The following is a 15989-nucleotide window of genomic DNA, read 5'->3' as shown; positions in this document are numbered from 1 at the left end:
CGCTTGAGAATTTCCAGATCAATTTCACTATTATTTTTAGTTATTAATTCAAAACCATCATAGTTTGCAAATTTCCTCTTGCATAGTCGCCCCTTATGCACTCTGATAATCGTATCTTAAAAATTAAACGATCAAGATAAGTAAATACCGGAGCCGATCATGAGCGTGACGGAACTCGATCCCGCAAGCCTGCGGACAGTATCGACCCCAGACACATCTTCCACGCCGCATCGGGTAGGAAGCGGTGAGCGGGGAGTTCCCGGCGTGCCGCGTCCAGCTCAGCCCGCCCATGTCATTGCCAGCGATGCGGAAGCGATCGAAGTCGCTCACCGCCTTGCAGCACGCTTTGCGGAAGGCGCATCGGAACGAGACCGACATTCAGCCATTCCCAGGGATGAACTGGATGAATATTCCCAGTCTGGTCTATGGGCGATCAATGTGCCCCGTGCTTTCGGTGGCGCAGATGTTTCCTATGCGACCGTGGCTGAAGTCATCAGGATCATTTCCGCAGCCGACCCCTCCATTGGCCAGATCACCCAGAATCACCTGGGCATCGTCTTCTCCATCCGCGCCAACGGAACACCGGAACAACAATCGATCCTGTTCGAGAAGATTCTGCGGGGCACACGTCTCGGCAATGCATTCTCGGAACGGGGAACCAAGAACGTTGCTGAATTTGTCACACGTTTTACCGATGATGGTGATCATGTCATCGTCACCGGGCGCAAATACTATTCCAGCGGTGCATTGCTGGCGCATCTCGTGCCGATTGTGGCGCTGGATGATCAGAACCGCGCATGGTATGCCATTGCCGATCGTAACGCACCGGGTCTGACAGTCATCAATGACTGGTCTGCTTTCGGCCAGCGTGGCACAGCCAGCGGCACTGTGCTGATCGATCATGTCAGGGTGCCCAAAACCCATCTTATCGCCGGTTTCAAAGCCTATGATCCGGCCACGGTGCAGGCGGAAAGCGCTATCTTCCAGATCATTCAGGCGGCTGTCGATGCCGGCATCGCCGAAGCCGCCATCAAGGACACCATCCAGTTCGTCCGGGAGAAGGCACGTCCCTGGATTGACGCCGGACAGGATAATGCCTGGGAAGATCCCTACACCATTCAGACGGTTGCTTCCCTTCAGATTCGTCTGAATGCCGCATTGGCCATACTGGAAAAAGCAGGCCACGCCATTGATGAGGCTGTCGCCAATCCGACCACGGATACCGTGGCCCGTGCGCAGATTATCACCGCCGAATCAAAGGTTCTGACAACAGAAATAGCTATTGAAGCCACCAACAAACTCTTCGAACTGGGGGGAACCTCCTCCACGGATGGCAAATACAATTTTGATCGCCACTGGCGGAATGCGCGGACTCATACGCTGCACGATCCTGTGCGCTGGAAATATGCGGCCATTGGCAATTACTACCTGAATGGCATCAATCCTCCCCTGCATGCCTGGAGCTGAGAGTACGACAATGAGCCAGTTAAAATTTGCCTACTGGGTACCGAATGTCAGCGGTGGTCTGGTGGTCAGTAAAATTCCCCAGCGAACGCATTGGGGAATCGACTACAATGTCGAGCTTGCGCGCACGGCCGAAGAAGTCGGTTTTGATTATGCACTGACCCAGATTCGTTTCATCGGCAGCTATGGCGCTGAATCCCAGCATGAAAGCACGACGTTTTCCGCTGCTTTGCTGGGGGCCACGAAAAAGCTGCACGTGATCACCGCCATTCTGCCTGGACCGTGGCATCCCGCGGTGGTCGCCAAAATCGGAGCCACAGCCGATCATCTTTTTAATAGTCGCTGGTCGGTCAATATTGTCAGCGGATGGTTTCAGGGTGAACAGGAAGCCATGGGGCTTGGCTGGCCGGATCATGAGGCCCGTTATCGTCGCTCTCGTGAATTTATTGATATTCTCAAGGGAATCTGGACCACTGACCATTTCAGCTATGATGGTGAGTTCTATACGATCAACGATTTTACGCTCAATCCGAAACCGCTCAGCAAACCGCATCCGGAGATTTTCCAGGGCGGAAATTCCAGCGCGGCACAGCGTAACGCAGGCGCGGTTTCCGATTGGTATTTCATGAACGGAAATAACCCGGATGGGTTAAAAGAACAGATCACAAAGGTCCGTGCTCTGGCAGCGGAAAACGGCCGAACCGTCAAATTTGCTGTCAATGCTTTCGTCATTGCACGCAACAGCGAACAGGAAGCACGCGAAGAACTTGCCCGCATCGTTGGCGCTGCGGACAAGGAAGCAGTCGAGGCATTCGGCACTGCCGTCAAACAGGCCGGCCAGTCATCTCCGGATGGAAAAGGCATGTGGCAGGACAGCAAGTTTGAAGATCTGGTGCAGTATAATGACGGCTTCCGCACCAATCTGATCGGCACGCCGCAACAGATTGCAGAACGCATCCTGCATCTGAAATCGCTTGGTGTAGACCTTGTCCTGACTGGCTTCCTTCATTTCCAGGAGGAGCTGAAAGCATTCGGGGAGCAGGTCATCCCCCTGGTGCGTGCCTTGGAAAACGGACAGAAAATAGCTGCCTGATACCAGTGCTGTGGCGGATGAACGCATCTGCCACAGCCGATCTTCCTGTTGACTGAAAACCCGGTCGTCAGTCCAGAAAATCCAGCCCGATATCCAGTACCGCAGCGCTATGAGTCAGCCATCCGGCTGAAATCAGATCTACCCCGCTTTCAGCTATGGCTGGCGCTGTCTGCGGCGTAATCCGCCCCGAGGCCTCAGCAATGGCGCGGCCATTGATGATCCCCACTGCCTGCCGCAGAGTGGCCGGGTCCATATTATCCAGCAGTACGGCATCAATATCGTATTCCAGCACCTGATGCAGTTGCGCCAGTGTATCCACCTCGACCTCAATTTTGACCAGATGGCCGATGCTGGCACGTGCCCGCTCAATAGCTGTCGCAACGCCACCGGCAATGGCGATGTGATTGTCCTTGATCAACACCGCATCATCGAGACCAAAGCGATGATTGCTGCCTCCACCGGCACGCACTGCATATTTCTCGACGGCACGCAATCCTGGTGTCGTCTTTCGTGTGCAGCATATACGCGCTTTGGTATGAGCAATCGCATCGGCAATTCCGGCTGTTGCCGTCGCAATACCACTGAGATGCCCCAGAAAATTCAGGGCAACCCGCTCCCCGGTCAGCAACCCGCGTGCAGGACCGTCAATAGTGGCAATGGCATCACCCGGCATCACCCGGCCACCATCAGGAACATGGATAGAAAAATGGATCCGCGGTTCCACCAGATGAAAAGCGAGCCTGGCAAGGTCAAGCCCGGCAATAACCCCAGGCTGACGTGCTTGCAAAGCCACGCGCGCGGTCTGCGTCGCCGGGATGACGGCATCCGTGGTCACGTCCCCCGCCCGGCCCAGATCCTCCAGCAAAGCGGCACGGACCAGTGGTTCCAGCAACAGATCGGGCAAAGGGGTCATGATACCTCCCGTTTCGGCACTGCCGGACTGTCCGGCCTTGCCTGAGCATTCATCACACAGGCAGTACGCCTCAGCACCGCTACCGCCGAGTCACTGCGCCGGGATGGAGGCAAAGTCGAAGGATAATCATCCCTTGCATGCCCCCCGCGACTTTCTTTCCGCGCCAACGCAGCATCGGCAATCATCAATCCGATCAGGGCCGCATCATCATGCTCCGCAAGGGGGCGAAGGGCTGCAATAGCCCGGCTCAGTCCCGCATGATCGCGCAGGACGCCGACATCACAACTCATCACGGCACGCACGGCATCGCTGGCGCCACATGTGATCGCATCAGGCATGGCAGGCGCTGGCAGCAGCGGCACAACAGGCGGCGCCGTCTGCGCCGCGATGCTCTCCGCAACCCAGCCACCGGTGACGGCGGCCTCCAGCAACGAATTGCTCGCCAGACGGTTGGCTCCATGCAGCCCTGTGCACGCCGCCTCACCGCACGCCCACAGGCCGGGAACGGAGCTTCTGCCTTCCTTATCCACCACGATACCACCCATGTGGTAATGCGCGGCGGGACGGATCGGTATTGGCTGCAATGACGGATCGAGACCTGCCTCCCGACAAATGGCATCAATAGCCGGAAAGCGAACCGGAAAACGGGCACCGACCGCCTTTCTTGCGTCAAGGTAAACGCGATGGCCTTCAGCGAGACGCCGGAAAACGCCACGCGACACCACATCCCTCGGCGCCAGATCGTCAGGAAGAAAACGGTCTCCTGTCTCGTCGATCAGGGCGGCCCCTTCACCGCGGACGGCCTCGCTGATCAGCGGCATCGGATCGCGTCCGGCATCAAAAGCAGTGGGATGAAACTGCACGAACTCCATATCCCCCAGCAACGCTCCGGCCCGCGCCGCAAGAGCAAGCCCGGCTCCCGTTGCTCCTTTCGGATTGGTGGTATGGGCATACAGACCGCCAACGCCACCGGTGGCAATCACCACGCGGCCGGTGCGGATACAATGAAATGCTCCGTCCCGCACAAACAGCAAACCGGCCACGGCACCATTGACGGTGATCAGCCGTACCGCCCGCGCACAATCCAGCAGCGTTATCGACGATTCGTTTCTGGCTGCCGTGAGCACGGCGCGGAGAATCTCTCGTCCACTGCCATCGCCCTGCGCATGGACGATGCGACGGCGACTATGGGCTGCTTCCAGTCCCAGCCTGAAAGCGCCAGCCTCATCCCTATCAAACCGGGCGCCCAGCTCCGCCAGCGCCTCCACCGCTGCCGGAGCAGCAGCGGTGATCCGGGCCACCATATCAGGGTCGCAGAGTCCATCCCCTGCCGCCAGAGTATCCTGAGCATGTAAAGCCGGAGAATCATCCGGACCAAGCGCAGAAGCGATTCCTCCCTGCGCCCAGCCGCTTGCCGCCTGCTCCCCGAACGGAGCAACGCTCAGCACGACAGAAGGAACAGGCGCCAGCCGCAAGCCTGTCATCAGCCCGGCCAGCCCCGCCCCTATGATGACAACCCGCCCATCGAGGGATGATTGATCCATATGTCTGGACTCCAACAGTGCCGGCATGGCGAAAGGGCAACCGGATCGAAGCGGTTCAGATCGCCAGCATGCGCTCCACGGCCTGCCGCGCCCTGTCGGCGACGGAGGCATCGATGGTTACCTCATGGGTCATCGTTTCCAGACTGTGCCGGATATTGGCCAGAGTGACCCGTTTCATATGCGGGCACAGATTGCACGGGCGGACGAATTCTACATCCGGGTGATGCACGGCCACATTATCACTCATCGAGCACTCCGTGATCAGAACGACACGGCCCGGCTTGTTGTGCGCCACATAATCCGACATGCCTGCGGTCGAGCCTGCATAATCGGCCTCCGCCACCACGTCCGGCGGGCATTCCGGGTGCGCCAGCACGACAACACCGGGGTTTTCCGCCCGCAACTCCCTGATCTGTTCAGGCGTGAAGCGTTCATGCACCTCGCAATGCCCGGCCCAGGTGATGATGTTGACGCCGGTTTCGTTGGCTATGTTCTGCGCCAGATACTCGTCAGGGATCATCATGACGCGCTCATGGCCTTCCTGCGCCAGCCGCTCCACGATTTTACGTGCATTGCCGGACGTGCAGCACAGATCGCTCTCCGCCTTCACCGCCGCCGAGGTGTTGACATAGGTCACCACCGGAACGCCAGGATAACGCTCACGCATCAGCCGTACATCAGCCGCCGTGATGCTGTCAGCCAGCGAACAGCCAGCCTCCAGATCGGGAATCAGCACGGTCTTGGACGGGTTAAGCAGCTTTGCCGTCTCCGCCATGAAGTGCACGCCTGCCAGCACGATGACATCAGCATCGACGAACTGCGCTTCCCGCGCAAGTTTCAGGCTGTCACCGACAATATCGGACACACAGTGGAAGATTTCCGGCGTCTGGTAGTTATGCGCCAGAATCACTGCGTTGCGTTCCCGCTTCAGCCGCAGGATCGCCTCGATATCGCCTTCAAAAGCAGGCCATTCCATGGGGGGAATGACGCGCCTTACGCGGTCGTAAAGCATTGAAACGTTTTCGATCGAATCCAGCAAGCACGCCTCCCATTATGCTCTTTGTGAGCATATTAAGATAAAAGACCGACCTTTGTTGCGTCCATTATGCTATAAATGAGCATAAATGCTGTCAAGGGGTTTTCCACACTGACTGATAAAAGTGAAGCGAACCCGATCCTGCAACACATCGTTTCAATTTATATCAGCCCCTTACACCCTGCGCACATATAGCTTGGGCTTCCTCACCCGCACACTGGGAGCAAACCCCTGACGACGCACCCGATCCCATCCACAGCAACAGTGCCTTTCGACAATCGCGGGCGCTTCTGGCCCGGCAGACAGCATCTGAGCTTCATACTGGGCGGAAAGCGTATTCTGTATGCCTATATTCGCAAAAACGGGTGCAGCAGCTTCAAGGCTGCGATGGGTCTCGATCCCGAAATACGCATTGGGCATATTCCGCGGATATACAAACGCTGGCCATACGGCCGTTACGATGCCCGCATCTTTGTCTGGCGTGATCCTGAAGCGCGCCTTGTCAGCCTGTTTCGCAATAAAATTCTTGACCGACACAATGCAGAGGATCTGATCGCGCGATATCGACATATCATGCGGGAAGAGCCGTCAACATTTGAGAAATTTGCTGTTTTTGCTTCGTTGAACGGCGATCCGCATGTCGTGCCGCAATATCGGCATCTGCATCCGATCCGCTATTCCCATGCTATTGAACTCAGCCAATTGCATGATGCGATGGTCGATCTGGTCGGTGCGAAAGAAGCGGCCATATTCCGCAAGCCCTTCAATCCGTCCCACGCTACAATGATTGAGGTTTCACCCGAAGCCCGCCGGATTATCCGTCATTATTACCGGCAGGATTATGCCATGGTTGAAACACTGACCCGGTCATGACAGACAGAAAAGGGGCAGGACCAATCCGGTCGCGGCCCCTTTATCCAGCCTCGTACAGTTGGAAATCAGCGTGTTTTCCACACGCCTTGCGCTGTCTTACACCAGTCGAGCGTATAGACATTCGGAGCATTGCGCCTTTTCAGCATGACGTCATACCTGATCTTGCGGCAGGGCATTCCGTCCTTTTGGTACTGTTCGATCAGGGTCAGCGTGCCGCTGTTACCGGTTTTGGGATTGGACCACGGTTGGGTTGAACCGTTGAACAGAGGCTCGTTTCCGAAAAGCGGTCCCGCTGCCTTACCAAGAGTGGCCAGATCGCTCTTGTTGAGGGATGAACCGTCAACGCTGGTGTGAAACGGATTGAGCTGGGCATGGGCATGGCTGGAGGCCAGCAGGATTCCCATGATCAGTCCGGCTTTGAATAATTGCATACGTTCCAGCCCTCATTATAGCCAGCCTCGTTACAGATCGTCGCAGTCTGCTCACTCCGCTGAGCGTCACACTCTGCGCGAAAGCCAATCTGCCTGCGTAACACATGGCCGGTCAATGGACGCCTTGCCATCTGCTTCGCATGGAAGCGGTGGCTGGCTTTTCACCCAGGCTCGGTCCCCTGCTCACCAAACGCATCCATGGCGCGGGCAGAATAGACCAGAGCCGCGCCGGTATTCAGGGCGATAGCAACCCCCAAAGCTTCGGCTACTTCTTCTTTCGTGGCGCCCGCCTTGCGGGCGGCCTCGGTATGGAATGCCAGACAACCATCGCAGCGTGTCGTCACAGCGACAGCCAGTGCGATCAGTTCCCTTGTTTTGGCATCCAGCACATTCGGAGACGGCGCTGCCGCCGCGAGAATATCGTGGCCTTTCAGGACATCCGGGTTAACCTTCGCCAGCTTTCCCAGTTCACCGCCCAACTGGCCCCGATAGGCAGCCCAATCCAGCATTTTTCCGGCCATGAATGCATGCTCCCTTTCTTTTATTTCTGATCCGATCTGATCCGATCCGGATACCCGGCACCGATAGCCCGACAAGCTGAAACAGTCAGGGTACCCGGGCCAGGGGCAGTTTGGAACCAGCCATACTCCGCTCCCGCATCACAGCGCCCCGGAAGCGGTACAGTTTCGCAGGGCGGCCACCTGTCTGGACTGCCATGGCGCCTGTTTCCTCGACCAGTTCCTGCTGCTCCATCTGGCGACGAAAGTTCTGCTTGTGCAAGCGGTGTCCGGCCAGAGCCTCCATCGCCACCTGAAGCTGACCGAGTGTAAAAGCATCCGGCATCAGTTCAAACACCACCGGGCGGTATTTGATCTTGGCCCGCAGCCTTGCAATTGCGGTCGCCAGAATACGGCGATGGTCATACAGCATAGATATTCCCGGCACACGCCCGGCTGTCGGAGCACGGGATTCGGCCACCAGCCCCGCTTCGTACAAAAGCTCATAACGTTGCAGAACGAGTTCCTCGTTCCACTTCTCTCCACCGGTGCCAAAGGCGGCATCGCGTCGCAATTTCCGCTGCTGGCGGAGCATTCCCTCGGCTCCGGCGATCCATGTTTCCAGACGCCGGGCGATCTCCGCCCCCAGCGCGACCCCGCCTGTCTCGCGCCGGTCTTCCCACGGGAAATAGGCATACCAGTTGCGCCAACCCGCCTCCCGCTCCGCCATGCGGGTCAACCCGAGATAGGAAATGGAAATTGCCCGGCGGCCATCCCCGGCACGGTCATGATCAGCGAAAGTGTAAAGCTGCTCGATATACCCCAGCGGATGGCCGGTCTGCCGCTCCACCCAGGAGCGTGTGCCAGCCTGAAGCGAGCGATGCCCTTCCTCAAACGGGCCGGAAGGAAGAGCGTGCCCTTCCTGCACCGTCAGCATCTGCGGATCACCATCAGAGACCGCCGCCAGCACTGCGATCAGTTCAACCGCAACTGGAGAGTTTCCGTTGGCAGGCAAAGATCCGTTCCTTTTTGTGGCCGGACTGCGCCGACCTGTCTGCGAAGGTAAGCCTCAGAATCCGAACATATGATCCAGCGAGAAAGCATCCGCCCGCTCAAGACCATGATAGCCGAACAGTCGACAGGTACGGTCACGGATCAGCACATATCCGCCCCTTCCCGCCACCTCCATCAGCGTCGGACCAAAAATACGGTGGGGTCGCACCACATGACTGCCGGAGCAGGGAATCGCAAGGGATTCCTCGGCAATCACCTTGCCCTCCGCATCATACAGCAGCAGGGAAGTACGGGACAGCGTGCGCCACGGCGCGGAAGCCGGATAGATCAGATGCGCGAAGCTCTCCAGCCCATCCGAGCCCAGTTTCAGGAACAGCCGCGTGGACAGGCCCGGCGGTGGCCCGGAATAGGATTGCGGCTCCCCGCGATAAGTCATCGCCGTGTTGTAGATATGTGCGCCGAAGCTGGTCTCCGCCGCATGACCGGAGACGCGATGCTCGTAACGGAACAGGCCGTGCAGCCAGCCATCGGCCTCCCCACCCTCACGGAAGTCATAGACCAGCTCGCCATGGCCACCCTCCGGCAGCGCGTCCTCCGGCAGAATAGTGTCCAGATCGAGCGCCAGGCCATGGTGACGCGGCAGGTTCCCCAGAAAATGCTCCGCCACCTTCTTCCCGTCCGGCGTGAACAGATCGAGCCGGAGCGGCAGCGAGTTCTGCTCATGCGCCATCGGGGTCGGCTGGGCGATACTGCGGAAATACCGACGCGGCAGGATCGGGAATGGCAGCAGATAGCCCCTCCCCAGCAATGGCGACAGGGTACGGATGCCCGGATCGGGCCGCAGATCGGCGCGCTCCACATTCGGATGCGCAATGCGGGTCAATGCACCGCGGATCACCTCATAGCGCGGTCTGACCACATGGCGGCCTGCCAGAATCTCCACCTGAGCAGGCCAGTGCAGACCAGGCAGCAGCGCGGCAACATCCAGCGCCTCGGTCGCGAAAGGAGGAATAACCCGATCCAGCGCCACCGGTTTTTCCGCGCCCATGCGATCCAGCGCGATGGCTCCCGCCGGAATCGGCACGGCGTGACTGTTCTGCACCCACAGGATCACACGCTCATCCTCACGCGGGGCGGGCAGACCGGCATAGCGTTCAGACGGCCATGCATTGGCATCATGGGTGCAGGATAATGAATCACCGCCATAAGTATCCACGGCGTATTTCACCACATCATGCCCGGCAACACCGATGGCATGGATGAAAAGCTGGCCGGTGAATTCAGGCAGATTGAAGCGTGCCCTCACCTCGCGGCTGTCAATGACAATACCACCGGGACCGGCAGGCACCGGCTGTTCCCACGTTGCCAGCACCGATCCATCCTGCGCAAACAGACGCAGCCACAGCCGGACCGAGTTTGCACCGTATCCGGCCCAGTAATTGGCGGTGACCAATCTGGTGGAAAGACCATTCTGGTCCCGGAAAAACGCAAAATTGGTCGCAAAATTCAGCCTGTCGAGATAGCGCGGCGCGGTCTGCAGTGCCTCCGGAATACGGATATCCGCCAGCGTGACCAGCTCCGCCCCCTCGGGCATCAGAGATTCAAGACGGTCGGCCAACCGCATCGTATCGAACGTCGCCACCAGCACGATCTTCGCGCCGCTGCGCGGCAGATCGGTCACCGGACGCACATCCGGCTCCTGCAGGCGTTCCGTATCCTGCACATATAGTGCTTCCACCGGCGGTAGTTCGGGCAGCATGACGAACAGGGTCCGGGCGATTCCCTCGGGATCGAAGACGGCGACCTCCCCCTTGCCCGCCAACTGACGGGTCAGACGGGAGGCTGCCTCCGCCGCCAGAGGATGCGCCAGCGCCTTGTAGAGAACGTTGCCACCCTGGCGGTTATCAAAGGTTCTGATATCCAGCATACCCGTCTTCCAATCCTTGACTCAGATATTCAGACGATGGCGCAGCTCTGCCGCCACCGCAGGCGTATCATCCAGCGGCTCCGTCGCCCATTGCTCCAGCCGTCCGCGAAACAACCGGACCCGGCCGCAGGCCATCATCCGATCATTGAACTGACCAATCCGACGCGAACGGCCCGGCAACCGCGCCAACAGGACCGGCACAGAAGTCGCCACCGCCTCCGACACCATGGAGACACTGTCTTCGGTCGTCACGATAGCGTCGGCGCAGGCCAGCAATCCGAAATAAGGATTGTCCCCCTCACCATCCCAGACCCATCCACCCCGCGGTTCCAGCGCCTGCCGCAGGGCGGAGACAGCATCCGGCGCGGTACGGCGCGACGGAGTCAGCACGACCCCCACATGATCAGCCTGCATCATGGTCGCCAGATCAACCCCCAACGCTGCCGCCACATCCCGATCCAGCCGGTAGCGACCATTGGAGCCACCCACCAGAACGGCCACCAACGGGCGAGGCAGATGCGCAAACCGTGGCGCCCATATCGCCGCCGCCTCGGCCAGACGCTGTGGCGTCACGCCATGCAGCGCATTGCGGGTCACCAGAACATTCGGACCGGTCAGTCCATCATGCTCCGCCACCAGCACGACATCGAACCGGGCCGGATTCATACGCGGATGCTGGACCTGCACCACACGAAGCCCTGCCCGGTACCGGGATTTCAATGCCGCGCCGATCCGGGCCGCCATGCCGCCACCACCGATAATAATCTCCGGCATCGCCCCCGCCAGCGCCTCTGGTTCTATCCCGCGCAACGGCATCGGCCAGAGGGAAGGTGACAAGCCTTTCCATATCCCGCGCGCCTTCAGAGAGCGTATCTCGGGGGCCAGCCCCAACGCTTCTGCAATACCTTTGATCTGGGCTTGCAAACCAGCATAAGGCTCTGAGATAGCCCAGGCAGCAGGACACACGGCAGGCCCCATAGGCTCCACGGAAGAGGAACAGCCCTGCATGGCAGGCAGCATAACGGGGGTTGTAGCAACAGACGAAGCAACCATGTCCTTCCTATCCGGTGCATGGATCAGCACGTCAATGCACCGGATCAGGACCCACGCGAAAGCAGTGTTTTCGGCACAAAAAATCACCACCTTGATTGCAATCATTGCGATCCTGTTGGATTTTCAATCATGGACTCTTCCCGACTGATCATCCGCCGATTCAGACCATAACCGTGATGCAGACCACCTCTGCCATGATCCCTGAATTGACCGTCCGGCTGGAGACGCCCGACCTTGATCCGTGGATCATCGGCAATACCAGTATACAGGGCTTTACCAGCATCACCGGGCCTCGACCTGGCCCTCATGTTGTGCTGGTCGCCCTGACTCATGGCAATGAAATTGCCGGTGCCATTGTGCTGGATCAGCTGCTGAGACAGGGCATCAGGCCATTACAGGGTTGCCTGACTTTCGGCTTTGCCAATCTGGCCGCTTTTGCACGTTTCGACCCCCGACAACCTATCGCCAGCCGCTTTGTTGATGAGGATCTCAACCGGGTGTGGCAGAGCGACCTTCTATCCTCTTCCTGTGACAAAGCCTGCACCGGATTGCGAGAAGGCTATGAACTATCCCGCGCCAGAGAAATCAAACCACTGATCGACACGGCGGATGTCCTGATCGACCTGCACTCCATGTTGTGGCCATCGCGGCCACTGATCCTGTGCGGACGGAATCAACACGGTCTGGCGCTGGGGTGTAAGGCGGGAGATCCGGCGCTTCCTATTGCCGATGACGGACATGCAACTGGCCGCAGACTGATCGACTATACCCCGTTCTCCGAGGCCGGAACCAAACGTACCGCCTTACTGGTGGAAGGTGGGCAGCACTGGCATGCCGAGACAGTGACAACTCTGCACCAGATTGTACTCAATCTGCTGGCGGCGCTGGAGATGATCCCGTCACAACAGAATATTCCTCCCCCAGTACCATGCTGGAGCGTCACGCATACGATCATAGCACGTACCGGCCACTTCGCCTTTACACAGGCTTTCGTCGGCGGCCACATTATTCCACATGCCGGAACTCTGATCGCCCATGATGGCGATGAAACTGTTCGGACACCCTATGACGACTGTCTGCTGGTGATGCCAAGCCTGCGGGCCAGCGCCGGACACACCGCCGTCAGACTGGCGAAACGCCTTGAGACGATTCCCGCCTGACAACACAGGCGGCCCGGCATTATCGGCGCCTGTTATCTTCCTCGAACAGTTCCGACAGTTTCCGCATCATCGTACCGCCGAGCTCTTCCGCATCGACGATCGTTACCGCACGCCGGTAATAACGTGTGACGTCATGGCCGATGCCGATGGCTACCAGTTCGACCGCATTGCGTCCCTCGATCTCTCGGATCACATCACGCAGATGCCGTTCCAGATAGTTCCCCGGATTGACGGAGAGCGTGCTGTCATCCACCGGTGCGCCATCGCTGATCACCATCAGGATACGGCGATGCTCCGGCCGGGCCAGCAGGCGACGATAGGCCCATTGCAGAGCCTCGCCATCGATATTTTCCTTCAGCAGTCCTTCCCGCAGCATCAGGCCGAGATTGCGGCGGGCACGACGCCATGGCGTATCAGCCGCCTTGTAGATGATGTGGCGCAGATCGTTCAGGCGCCCGGGCAGACGCGGTTTTCCGGCGGCAACCCAGGCTTCCCGGCTCTGACCGCCTTTCCATGCGCGGGTCGTGAAGCCCAGCACCTCGACCTTTACCGCGCAGCGTTCCAGTGTGCGCGCCAGAATATCGCCGCACATCGCCGCAACCGTAATTGGCCGCCCGCGCATGGAGCCTGAATTATCGAGCAAAAGGGTGACAACCGTATCGCGAAACTCCGTCTCCCGCTCCCGCTTGTAGGAGAGCGGCACGGTGGGATTGGCAACGACACGCGCCAGACGGCTGACATCCAGCAACCCGTCTTCCAGATCGAACGTCCATGACCGCGTCTGCTGTGCCAGAAGGCGACGCTGAAGACGATTGGCGAGTTTCGAAACCACACCCTGAAGATGCTGCAACTGTTGGTCCAGCATCTGTCGCAGGCGCGTCAGCTCATCTGAGTCGCACAGATCCTCGGCCGCCACTTCCTCATCATAAGCCTGTGTGAAAGCGCGATAGACCGTATTGTTCGGATCATCCTGTATGTCCCGCCGCTGCTGAGGGCCACCCGGACTGTCCTCCCCGTCTCCAGCGGCTTCGTCAGAGCCAATATCGGCGGTTTCCTCGCGGGAGTCGGTTTCTTCCAGCTCCTGCGGGCTGGCGCCGAGCATACTGTCCTGCTCCTTGCGGCTTTCGCCCTCGCCATCCGGCGCATTATCCTGCGCACCGGACTGCTCGCCCTGATCCTCGTCCTCGCCTTCTTCCAGCTCCTGCGGGTCCGGCTGACTTTCATCAAAGGAGGATGGCTCCAGATCGAGGGTTGAGAGAAGCCGCCGTGTCACCCGTGCAAAAGCGGTCTGATCATCCTGATGCAGCACCAGATCGGCCAGCGCATCCTGCACCGCCGGGCCCAACTGCGGTCGCCAAAGATCGAGCACATGCCGCACTGAAGCCGGGAGGGGCTCACCGGTCATCTTTTCCCGTGCCAGCAGGGACAGGGCACGGGAAAGCGGAAGCTGATCCCGCTTTGTCATGCGATCACAGCCAGCCGTCTCGCATTCATCGGACAGGCGGGCCTGCAGATTTGCGGCGACCCCCGCCATATGACGGCTGCCGACGGCTTCCACCCGCATCTGTTCCAGAGCGTCGTAGACTTCCCTGGCTTCCGGCTGGGTTGGCTGACGGCTCTGATGCACGGCCTCGTCATGATGGCGCAGCCGCAGGGCCAGACTATCGGCAGCCCCGCGCAATTTGGCCATTTCGGCCGGCGGCAGGGCGCGCGTCGGCATCGGCAGCCGCGCGCGCCTTCCGGTCAGCACCGACGGGCCGGGCTGGAATGCCACCTGAGCCTCCGGCGTTCCCGCCATGGAGCGGAAGACCGAGGAAGTCGCCTTCTTGAACTCATCAACCCGGCTTACAGCATCCCGCACGCCGCCATCCTTCGAAGGGGGACCGTTATCCCTGCTGCCGCTCATTCCCGTCTGCCTGCCCGCGATCAGAAGGCTTTCCGATTAAACAGACCGGTCGGAATATCCTCGTTAAAGCAGCGCTGATAATACTCGGCCACGGTCGTACGCTCCGCCTCATCGCATTTGTTCAGGAAGGTGACGCGGAATGCAAAACCGAGATCCTTGAAAATCTGTGCATTCTGCGCCCAGGTGATCACCGTGCGCGGCGACATCACCGTGGAAATATCACCATTGATGAAGCCTGCCCGGGTCAGCTCCGCCAGAGCAACCATGCTTTCCACTTCCTTGCGAGCCTGCGGATTTTTCGATCCGTCCACGCCCATTTTGGCCAGCACGATCTCCGTCTCCTGTGCATGCGGCAGATAATTCAGGGTGGTGACAATGTTCCAGCGGTCCATCTGGCCCTGATTGATCTGCTGGGTGCCGTGGTACAGGCCGGTCGTATCACCCAGCCCGACCGTGTTCGCAGTCGCAAACAAACGGAAGGAAGGATGCGGGCGGATGACGCGATTCTGGTCCAGCAGGGTCAGCTTGCCCTCGACCTCCAGCACGCGCTGGATCACGAACATCACATCCGGGCGGCCTGCATCGTATTCGTCGAACACCAGCGCACAGGCATGCTGCAAAGCCCAGGGCAGAATCCCCTCGCGGAATTCCGTGACCTGACGGCCATCCTTCAGTACGATGGCATCCTTGCCGATCAGGTCGATACGGCTGATATGACTGTCCAGATTGACGCGGATACAGGGCCAGTTAAGCCGCGCCGCCACCTGCTCGATATGGGTGGACTTGCCGGTACCGTGATAGCCCTGCACCATCACCCGGCGATTATGAGCATAACCCGCCAGCAGGGCCAGTGTCGTTTCCGGATCGAAGCGATAGGTCGGGTCAGCCTCCGGCACATGCTCGGTCCGGATCGAGAAGGCAGGAACCTCCATATCGGAATCAATGCCGAACACCTCTCTCACACGCAGAGTGATGTCGGGAACAGTCAATGCAGAGGTTGGGGCAATCCCCTCCTCCAGATCCCTTGTTTCGGAAATGGCGGCAACCTTGGTCATCAGCGAACTCGTCCTGTCTCAAG

The 15989-nt window shown here is 59.1% G+C and carries 14 protein-coding genes; 4 read left to right on the top strand and 10 right to left on the bottom strand.

Going from position 1 to position 15989, the window contains the following annotated elements; all coding sequences use genetic code 11:
- Positions 1-159: 159 nt before the first annotated feature.
- Both GbCGDNIH8_RS03300 and sfnG read left to right on the top strand, forming a co-directional pair.
- Positions 160-1467 (top strand): SfnB family sulfur acquisition oxidoreductase, encoded by a 1308-nt coding sequence (locus GbCGDNIH8_RS03300; RefSeq protein WP_095206411.1) that lies wholly within the window; start codon positions 160-162, stop codon positions 1465-1467.
- 10 nt (positions 1468-1477) lie between these two features.
- Positions 1478-2557, top strand: a complete 1080-nt coding sequence (gene sfnG / locus GbCGDNIH8_RS03295) for a dimethylsulfone monooxygenase SfnG (RefSeq protein ID WP_072572076.1) — start codon at positions 1478-1480, stop codon at positions 2555-2557.
- A gap of 67 nt (positions 2558-2624) precedes the next feature.
- On the opposite strand, the gene nadC is transcribed toward sfnG, so the two are convergent.
- From nadC to nadA, 3 genes are read right to left on the bottom strand one after another with little or no spacing between them, the layout of a single operon-like run.
- Positions 2625-3470: a carboxylating nicotinate-nucleotide diphosphorylase gene (gene nadC, locus GbCGDNIH8_RS03290; RefSeq protein ID WP_072572075.1), complete on the bottom strand. Its 846-nt coding sequence runs from the start codon at positions 3468-3470 to the stop codon at positions 2625-2627.
- Entirely contained in the window at positions 3467-5014 is a 1548-nt protein-coding gene (locus GbCGDNIH8_RS03285) for an L-aspartate oxidase (protein WP_253736094.1), read from the bottom strand. Before GbCGDNIH8_RS03285 ends, nadC begins: the two co-directional genes overlap by 4 nt.
- 55 nt (positions 5015-5069) lie before the next feature.
- Positions 5070-6026 (bottom strand): quinolinate synthase NadA, encoded by a 957-nt coding sequence (gene nadA, locus GbCGDNIH8_RS03280; protein WP_072573585.1) that lies wholly within the window; start codon positions 6024-6026, stop codon positions 5070-5072.
- Between the two features lie 288 nt (positions 6027-6314).
- On the opposite strand from nadA, the gene GbCGDNIH8_RS03275 reads away from it, so the two are divergent.
- Positions 6315-6923: a sulfotransferase family 2 domain-containing protein gene (locus GbCGDNIH8_RS03275; protein ID WP_072572073.1), complete on the top strand. Its 609-nt coding sequence runs from the start codon at positions 6315-6317 to the stop codon at positions 6921-6923.
- A gap of 65 nt (positions 6924-6988) precedes the next feature.
- On the opposite strand, the gene GbCGDNIH8_RS03270 is transcribed toward GbCGDNIH8_RS03275, so the two are convergent.
- From GbCGDNIH8_RS03270 to GbCGDNIH8_RS03250, 5 genes are all read right to left on the bottom strand, one after another.
- Positions 6989-7354 carry an RT0821/Lpp0805 family surface protein gene (locus GbCGDNIH8_RS03270; RefSeq protein WP_072572072.1) on the bottom strand — a complete coding sequence of 122 codons (366 nt, stop codon included), beginning with the start codon at positions 7352-7354 and terminating at the stop codon, positions 6989-6991.
- Positions 7355-7515: 161 nt separating this feature from the next.
- Positions 7516-7863 carry a carboxymuconolactone decarboxylase family protein gene (locus GbCGDNIH8_RS03265; protein WP_072573584.1) on the bottom strand — a complete coding sequence of 116 codons (348 nt, stop codon included), beginning with the start codon at positions 7861-7863 and terminating at the stop codon, positions 7516-7518.
- 97 nt (positions 7864-7960) lie between these two features.
- Positions 7961-8788 (bottom strand): NUDIX hydrolase, encoded by an 828-nt coding sequence (locus GbCGDNIH8_RS03260; protein ID WP_216634499.1) that lies wholly within the window; start codon positions 8786-8788, stop codon positions 7961-7963.
- Positions 8789-8920: 132 nt separating this feature from the next.
- Positions 8921-10792, bottom strand: coding sequence for a hypothetical protein (locus GbCGDNIH8_RS03255; protein ID WP_072572070.1), 1872 nt, complete (start codon positions 10790-10792; stop codon positions 8921-8923).
- Positions 10793-10813: 21 nt separating this feature from the next.
- Positions 10814-11845, bottom strand: a complete 1032-nt coding sequence (locus GbCGDNIH8_RS03250) for a mitochondrial fission ELM1 family protein (protein WP_253736093.1) — start codon at positions 11843-11845, stop codon at positions 10814-10816.
- Between the two features lie 176 nt (positions 11846-12021).
- Between GbCGDNIH8_RS03250 and GbCGDNIH8_RS03245 the strand changes: the two genes are divergently transcribed.
- Positions 12022-13005 carry a M14 family metallopeptidase gene (locus GbCGDNIH8_RS03245; protein WP_072572069.1) on the top strand — a complete coding sequence of 328 codons (984 nt, stop codon included), beginning with the start codon at positions 12022-12024 and terminating at the stop codon, positions 13003-13005.
- A gap of 19 nt (positions 13006-13024) precedes the next feature.
- On the opposite strand, the gene cobT is transcribed toward GbCGDNIH8_RS03245, so the two are convergent.
- A complete protein-coding gene (cobT, locus tag GbCGDNIH8_RS03240) occupies positions 13025-14911 on the bottom strand; it encodes a cobaltochelatase subunit CobT (protein WP_081368811.1) in 1887 nt (628 codons plus the stop codon).
- Positions 14912-14931: 20 nt separating this feature from the next.
- Entirely contained in the window at positions 14932-15966 is a 1035-nt protein-coding gene (cobS, locus tag GbCGDNIH8_RS03235; protein WP_072572068.1) for a cobaltochelatase subunit CobS, read from the bottom strand.
- Positions 15967-15989 lie beyond the last annotated feature (23 nt).

This window comes from Granulibacter bethesdensis, from assembly GCF_001889545.1.
Taxonomy (GTDB): Bacteria; Pseudomonadota; Alphaproteobacteria; order Acetobacterales; family Acetobacteraceae; genus Granulibacter; species Granulibacter bethesdensis_B.
This window is presented reverse-complemented; position numbering and strand designations above follow the sequence as displayed.